Origin of the sequence: Ileibacterium valens, from assembly GCF_001945525.1 — a bacterium.
Classification (GTDB): domain Bacteria; phylum Bacillota_I; class Bacilli_A; order Erysipelotrichales; family Erysipelotrichaceae; genus Ileibacterium; species Ileibacterium valens.
The window spans coordinates 1-5,814 of sequence record NZ_MPJW01000204.1; the positions used below are offsets into that span (position 1 = coordinate 1).

Below are 5,814 nucleotides of genomic sequence, written 5' to 3' on the forward strand. Positions count from 1 at the left end.
CGACAGACAGAGTAATAGCGGCAGAGTTTTCTGCGACAGCAGCGACATCAATCTCTACAAACTCTATTCCTTCAGCTTTCGCAGACCTTTCCAACCTGCGTTTCCAGTAGCCAAAAGAGGTATAGATCAAGCCATTCTTCTGGCAGAACTCCTTCTGAGAAAGTCCGGACAGGTGATAAGCCTGAACCTGTCTGGTCCAGAATTCCCGGTTTCCTTTTCTGGTTGACGCATAGTGATAATTCGGCATAATGAAAAATCCTCCAGTTTCGTTGTAGATAATCTAACAACGGTCACCGGAGGGTTTAACCCCGTCAAATATAAAGAACTTACCAATATCTAATATTTCAAAATCTATCTTATTTAATATTGTTCTTTACAATAACAACACAGCTCACAATCCCTCTGGAAACAACCTTTTCAAACAAAAAGAGACGTCACCATAAACGTCTCTTTTTGTTTGAAATAAGAAATTAAGGAATTCACTAAATTCCATTTCTTCATTCGGAATTATGTTTCTTTATTTGTTCGTAATTATTCGATCGGCTTCTGATAGAAATTACCAACAAAGTTCATCGATTGATAGACATTAACTAAAGCGTGTGGCGCTACCGCTCTTACAGCATCAATGATTCCCTGAACTTCATAAGCGGCCACAACCGATTTGCAAATGTAATATTTTTTTCCAGAAAATCCACCCCTGGCTTCAATGACTGACATTCCATGCCGTGTGGCTTTCATAAACGCCTCTACTACAACATCTGGATTTTCAGTAGTAAATTCCAGAGTGACTTTTGCATAGCGCTTATACGTTCGATTAATGACCATCGTGGACAGGTATTGGAAGATGATTGAATATGCTGCATAGATCCAGCCAAATCCTGCACCATAAGCGATATACATTGCGCAGTTAAAATAAAAAACATATTCGAAGATCGAATGATGAATCTTGTTTCCGATATACTGGGCAATAAAATCTGTTCCGCCTGTACTGCCTCCAGCCTGTAAAGCTAAAGAGATTGAAAACCCCCAGAGTAAACCGCCAAATAGAATATTAATTGTTAGATCATAAAAAAGCGGTTCAAAATTTAATACTTCAAGCAGCAATGAAGTCAGTGAAAACTGCAGGGCTGAAAGATAAACAAACCGTTTCGAAATGGCCTTATAACAAAATAGAGCTACAGGTACATTTAGAGCAATGATCAGCATCGATACAGGTAAATCAATTCCAAGTTTTCCACCGATTCGGTTTATAAATAACGCAATCCCTGTAAATCCTCCTGAAATCAGGTTGCAGGGATTCATAAAGACCTGCATGACATAGACCTGAAGCAGACTCGACAGAATGATCATAACTGTCGATATGGCTAAATGCGCCTTCTTATTTTCTTCCCATTTTCGGATCATATTATACATAATCAAACCTCGATTCCTTTTAGGACCTGAATGGACTATTATATTCATGATAACAGGATTTTGTTCCGTTAATGCTATGACTCATCACCAGATTAGCTGACATAAAACCCATTACTTATCCCTCTTTGTTTATTTAATTACGGTAATTAATATTTAGTTGTTAATTTTAGTGATTTCTTCTTGCATCCGGATTTCGAGTTTGTTATCATGAGTAGGCATTAAGGAATTGGTTCCGTAGCCAAGAGGCTAAGGCAATAGACTGCAACTCTGTGATCATCGGTTCAAATCCGATCGGAACCTCCAGATGGGATCGTGGCGGAATAGGCAGACGCAACGGACTTAAAATCCGTCGGGCATTGCGCCCGTGAGGGTTCAAGTCCCTCCGTTCCCACCATCTTGGAATAGAACAGACCTGTATATTTACAGGTCTTTTTCTTTTATATCGTCTATATAGTTTGGTTGGACTTCATTTTTCACGATGAATTCAATCTTAATCCTCATTTTCCGTCACGTTGAAAATCGAATTCTATAGATTTTCTTTCCAGCTTTTCCATAAATACTAAAAAAAATCAAAAAAACTCGCAGTTCTATTTGAACGCGAGTCTTCGGAAAATTCAGAGTCTTTTTTCTCTACTTACCAGACGTATCCTGGCTCAGGATTTTGAGTCATTATCTTCCATAACTCATCTGCGCTGACTACTTTCTTTCCTTCGTTTTCTGTATCCTGTTGAGTATACAATGGATCCCGATAATAATAATTCACTGCTTTTCCATCTTCTATATCCACTCCATACAATACAACCTGATGAATGGTACCATAACCCGGACCATAAGCAACTTCATTATTGATCGAGACAAAGACAGGATCTCCCGTAGTAAGATCCATCAAAGCTCGTCTTTCAAAATCGACCTTCTGTGAATGATCTGAAGCCCACGCAGGAAGAATCACCGCCCGATATCCTGGATCTGTATTTGATTGCGGATCTTTACCAAATATGTATTGGTTAGCGACTCGAGCCAGATCTTCATACTCGGTCCCGGTAATCGAACTTGTATTCAGATCTGCAGCTAATTGATCCTGTGAGACAGAGATATCATGATAATCAAGAACCATCTGCAAACTGGCTGGTCCGCAGTAATAGCCGTTTTCCTGAATGCGTTGTGGGATAGCCAACCGAATCTGAGAACTGCTGCTTTTATTGGAATAATCCGCAGAAGGTTTAGTTTCATTTCTATCGCCTGTATCTGAAGTATTCCTGTCGCTTGTTCCATTTTCTGATTGATCCTGATCTGATGGATCTATTTTATTTAAATCTGTATCGTCACGTTCATTATCAGTCTTGCCCGTGATAATTTTTTGGTCAGTTTTCTTACCCTCCTGCCCTGATGCTGAAGATTGATCCGCTGAACAGGAAGTAATAGTGAGCATCAAACAGGTTGTTACGATTCCAAAAGCAATAAAAACAAATCGTCTGTTTCGCTCTCGCAAATTTTCACTTCTCTTCAGCTGATTTGTATCCGTTTTCATACAGCGATTATATCACAATAGTCAATATTACGATATAAGTCTCTTTATTTGGGTATTTGGGATTTCAATTTCCGCTACATCCACTGATTCGAAAGATTGTAAATAGAAGCTATTTGTAGAGTCTATCGGTTTTTTTGTATAACATTCATGTTTCGTCAGATTAATTCTCCAAAATAATTTACATTTTACAGACATTAACATAAACGGATACACCTGGGATTTTACGGCTTCAAATTTAGTAAGTGGATTGTTTGTTCTGATGAATGAAAAAGAGTTCTCCAACTTGAATTGAAGAACTCTTTCGTGTCTAAAATCTGTTTTGAATGAAAGATTCGGAGATGACTAAACTTCCTGATAGTTAGTCATCGGATTTTTCATGACTTCATGGATTTCTTTCTTTTCAGAATGATCCATGTGGTCCTTGAAATCTGTATCTCCTGGTTCCCTCTTGTAAACCATCTTCAGGAAAACTGGGGTAATTACAGTGGTAAATACTACACATAATAAGATTGGGGATACAAAGAATTCAGGCAATAATCCTAAAGCCATACCCTTATTTGCAACAATCAGGGCAACTTCACCACGACTGATCATACCACATCCTATTCGCAATGCCTGTTTAGATGAGTACTTCGTCATAATTGCTCCTAAGTAGCAGCCACCAACTTTGGTTACAATCGAGGCAACACATAGGATCAACAGCAGCCCGACCAGAGTCCAGGTCAGATGGATTGGAGTCAGTTTCAGACCAATGCTTGCAAAGAAGATTGGACTGATCAGCATGTATGAAAGAGTACCAATACGTTTGGTTACATATTCACACTGTTTGGTACCAGAAATAATCAAGCCGGCAACAAAGCTACCAGTAATATCCGCTACGCCAAACCAGGCTTCCGAGATATATCCCATGATTAAAGCAAATGCGAATGACACGATAGAATAACGCTGCAGACCATTGTTATTGTCATGTGAAAACCACCATTTGAAAACTTTATGCATAACGATTCCTACCGCTACCGCGAAGACAAAGAAACCTAAGATCTTCATTAGTACCATTGGAATAGAAACAGAACTGTCCGCAAATCCTGTAACGAGTGTCAGGCAGACAATTCCTAATACGTCATCGATTACAGCTGCTGCTAAGATTGCATTCCCACTCTCTGTATTCATGCAATGCATTTCTTTAAGAGTTTCAACCGTAATCCCAACAGAAGTTGCAGTAAAGATCACGCCGATAAATAGATTGGTAATCCAAGCTTTTGGACCATGATCATAAATCATACCAATTACATAGAACACGGCTAAAGGAATCAGAACTCCCAACAGCGCGATTACAAAAGCTTTCAGACCGGCCTTTCTTAGATCGGTAATACTTGTTTCCAGACCAGCCGCAAACATGATTACGATAACTCCAATTTCAGAAAGAGATGTAATCAGCTGGCTGGGAGCCACGATATTTAACATTGAAGGGCCCAGGATGATTCCTGCTACAAGAGCACCGACAACGCTTGGCATTCGAAGCTTTTTTGAAAAAATGCCAAAAAATTTAGTCGCGAGCAGGATAATCGCTATATCCAGCAGGTAACGATAAGATTCCATACTTAATCCTCACTTTTCTTTATGTCATCTTTATCTATATTATGAGAAAAATGAATCTTACAGTGAAATCATATGTCTGAAGAATGTGAAAGCCATTTTATTTCGGCTCAAATACCGAATAATTGCGGTTTTCATGTGAGATGTTTTCAAAATGGATGAACATTTTTATTTGTCTGATTGAAAAATCAGAAAAGTTTCTTTTTAGATCGATTTTGAATCCTATTGAATTTCAGTCCTGATTAATCATAGCCAGAACAAAAACCAGGCATAAACGCCAAAGAGCGAAGAATCCATCACGGATTCTTCGCCGAAAAGAAGGAATTTAATTATCTGTCTGAATGATTCAGCATTTTTTCAGGCTTTACTGAGATTGGATTTCAGTTCTTGCAATTTCCGATACTTCATTTGATGATTCGTGAATAAAATTTCATATTATTGTCGATGTCTGGTATCGGTTGATTCTGACTGAATGATTCAAAAAGAAGTCATTGTTCTTCGAATGTCAAAATTCCTTTTTTTTAAGATTTAAGTAGCTTGAAAATAATTAGTTTTTCTTTCTTCTTAACAGAATGGCTGCCATAGCAGTAATCGAGAAGGCACCAGTTGTACTTGCATATGAGGTGTGCGGATCATTTGAAGTACTGTCAGATTCAACCTTCACTTTGAGTGCTTCTGCCCTGGAAGTTTCCTGAGAAGCAGAAGGTTTGACTTCATCTGATGGTTTTTCTTCTGGCTTCTGATCACCTGGCTGCACTCGTGGTTTGACAAAGTTTACAGAAAGAATATTCAACTCTTCAGTATCCGAAAGACCGTTCTTAAGCATTTCGTTATGGCGATCCTTGGTGAACACTTTTCCGTTTTCAACAACGATCAGTCCACTCCATTCGGGGTCCTCTTCCAGATTGGCTTTTGCTTCCTGTAAAGCACTTAGCATCCATTTAGCAAAATCAGAAGAGCATGCATAGTTTGTATGACCTCCGAAGTTGAATTCCATTTTGTGATCCGCAATGTAATCAACAATCTTTGATACGCCGGAAATCCAGGAATCAAGAGCATTAGTAGCCACTGTAGTGCCGCCAAGATGGATCTGAGCCCCAGAGTATCTCCTGAGAAGAACAGGTTTCTGCCTAAGTCAGCATAAGCTCCGCCGCTACTAAATATCTACAACTATCTAATATTCCTCTCAATAGTTACAGATATCTTTCCTGTCCGGCTTGAACCTGTTATCACGGGTCTGCTCCAGACAGATTCCTGTTTCTTCTCTTTTCTGAGGC

The 5,814-nt window shown here is 39.0% G+C and carries 5 protein-coding genes and 2 tRNA genes; 2 read left to right on the forward strand and 5 right to left on the reverse strand.

The features are described 5' to 3' along the window. Both tnpA and BO222_RS10885 read right to left on the reverse strand, forming a co-directional pair. On the reverse strand, positions 1-247 hold a 247-nt coding region (gene tnpA / locus BO222_RS10880), incomplete at its 3' end, for an IS66 family insertion sequence element accessory protein TnpA (RefSeq protein ID WP_198931989.1). Positions 248-531: 284 nt separating this feature from the next. Further along, positions 532-1,413: a YitT family protein gene (locus BO222_RS10885; protein ID WP_083647800.1), complete on the reverse strand. Its 882-nt coding sequence runs from the start codon at positions 1,411-1,413 to the stop codon at positions 532-534. A gap of 228 nt (positions 1,414-1,641) precedes the next feature. On the opposite strand from BO222_RS10885, the gene BO222_RS10890 reads away from it, so the two are divergent. Then, positions 1,642-1,716: transfer RNA gene (locus BO222_RS10890), tRNA-Cys, on the forward strand. Positions 1,717-1,719: 3 nt separating this feature from the next. Continuing rightward, a tRNA-Leu gene (locus tag BO222_RS10895) sits at positions 1,720-1,807 on the forward strand. A 240-nt stretch (positions 1,808-2,047) separates the two neighbouring features. Here the strand turns inward: BO222_RS10895 and BO222_RS10900 are convergent. The 3 genes from BO222_RS10900 to BO222_RS10910 form a co-directional block, all read right to left on the reverse strand. Beyond that, positions 2,048-2,902, reverse strand: a complete 855-nt coding sequence (locus BO222_RS10900) for a C39 family peptidase (protein WP_158024603.1) — start codon at positions 2,900-2,902, stop codon at positions 2,048-2,050. Between the two features lie 381 nt (positions 2,903-3,283). After that, positions 3,284-4,540, reverse strand: a complete 1,257-nt coding sequence (locus tag BO222_RS10905) for a cation:proton antiporter (RefSeq protein WP_075820824.1) — start codon at positions 4,538-4,540, stop codon at positions 3,284-3,286. A 544-nt stretch (positions 4,541-5,084) separates the two neighbouring features. Further along, positions 5,085-5,606 (reverse strand): hypothetical protein, encoded by a 522-nt coding sequence (locus BO222_RS10910; RefSeq protein WP_075820825.1) that lies wholly within the window; start codon positions 5,604-5,606, stop codon positions 5,085-5,087. Positions 5,607-5,814 lie beyond the last annotated feature (208 nt).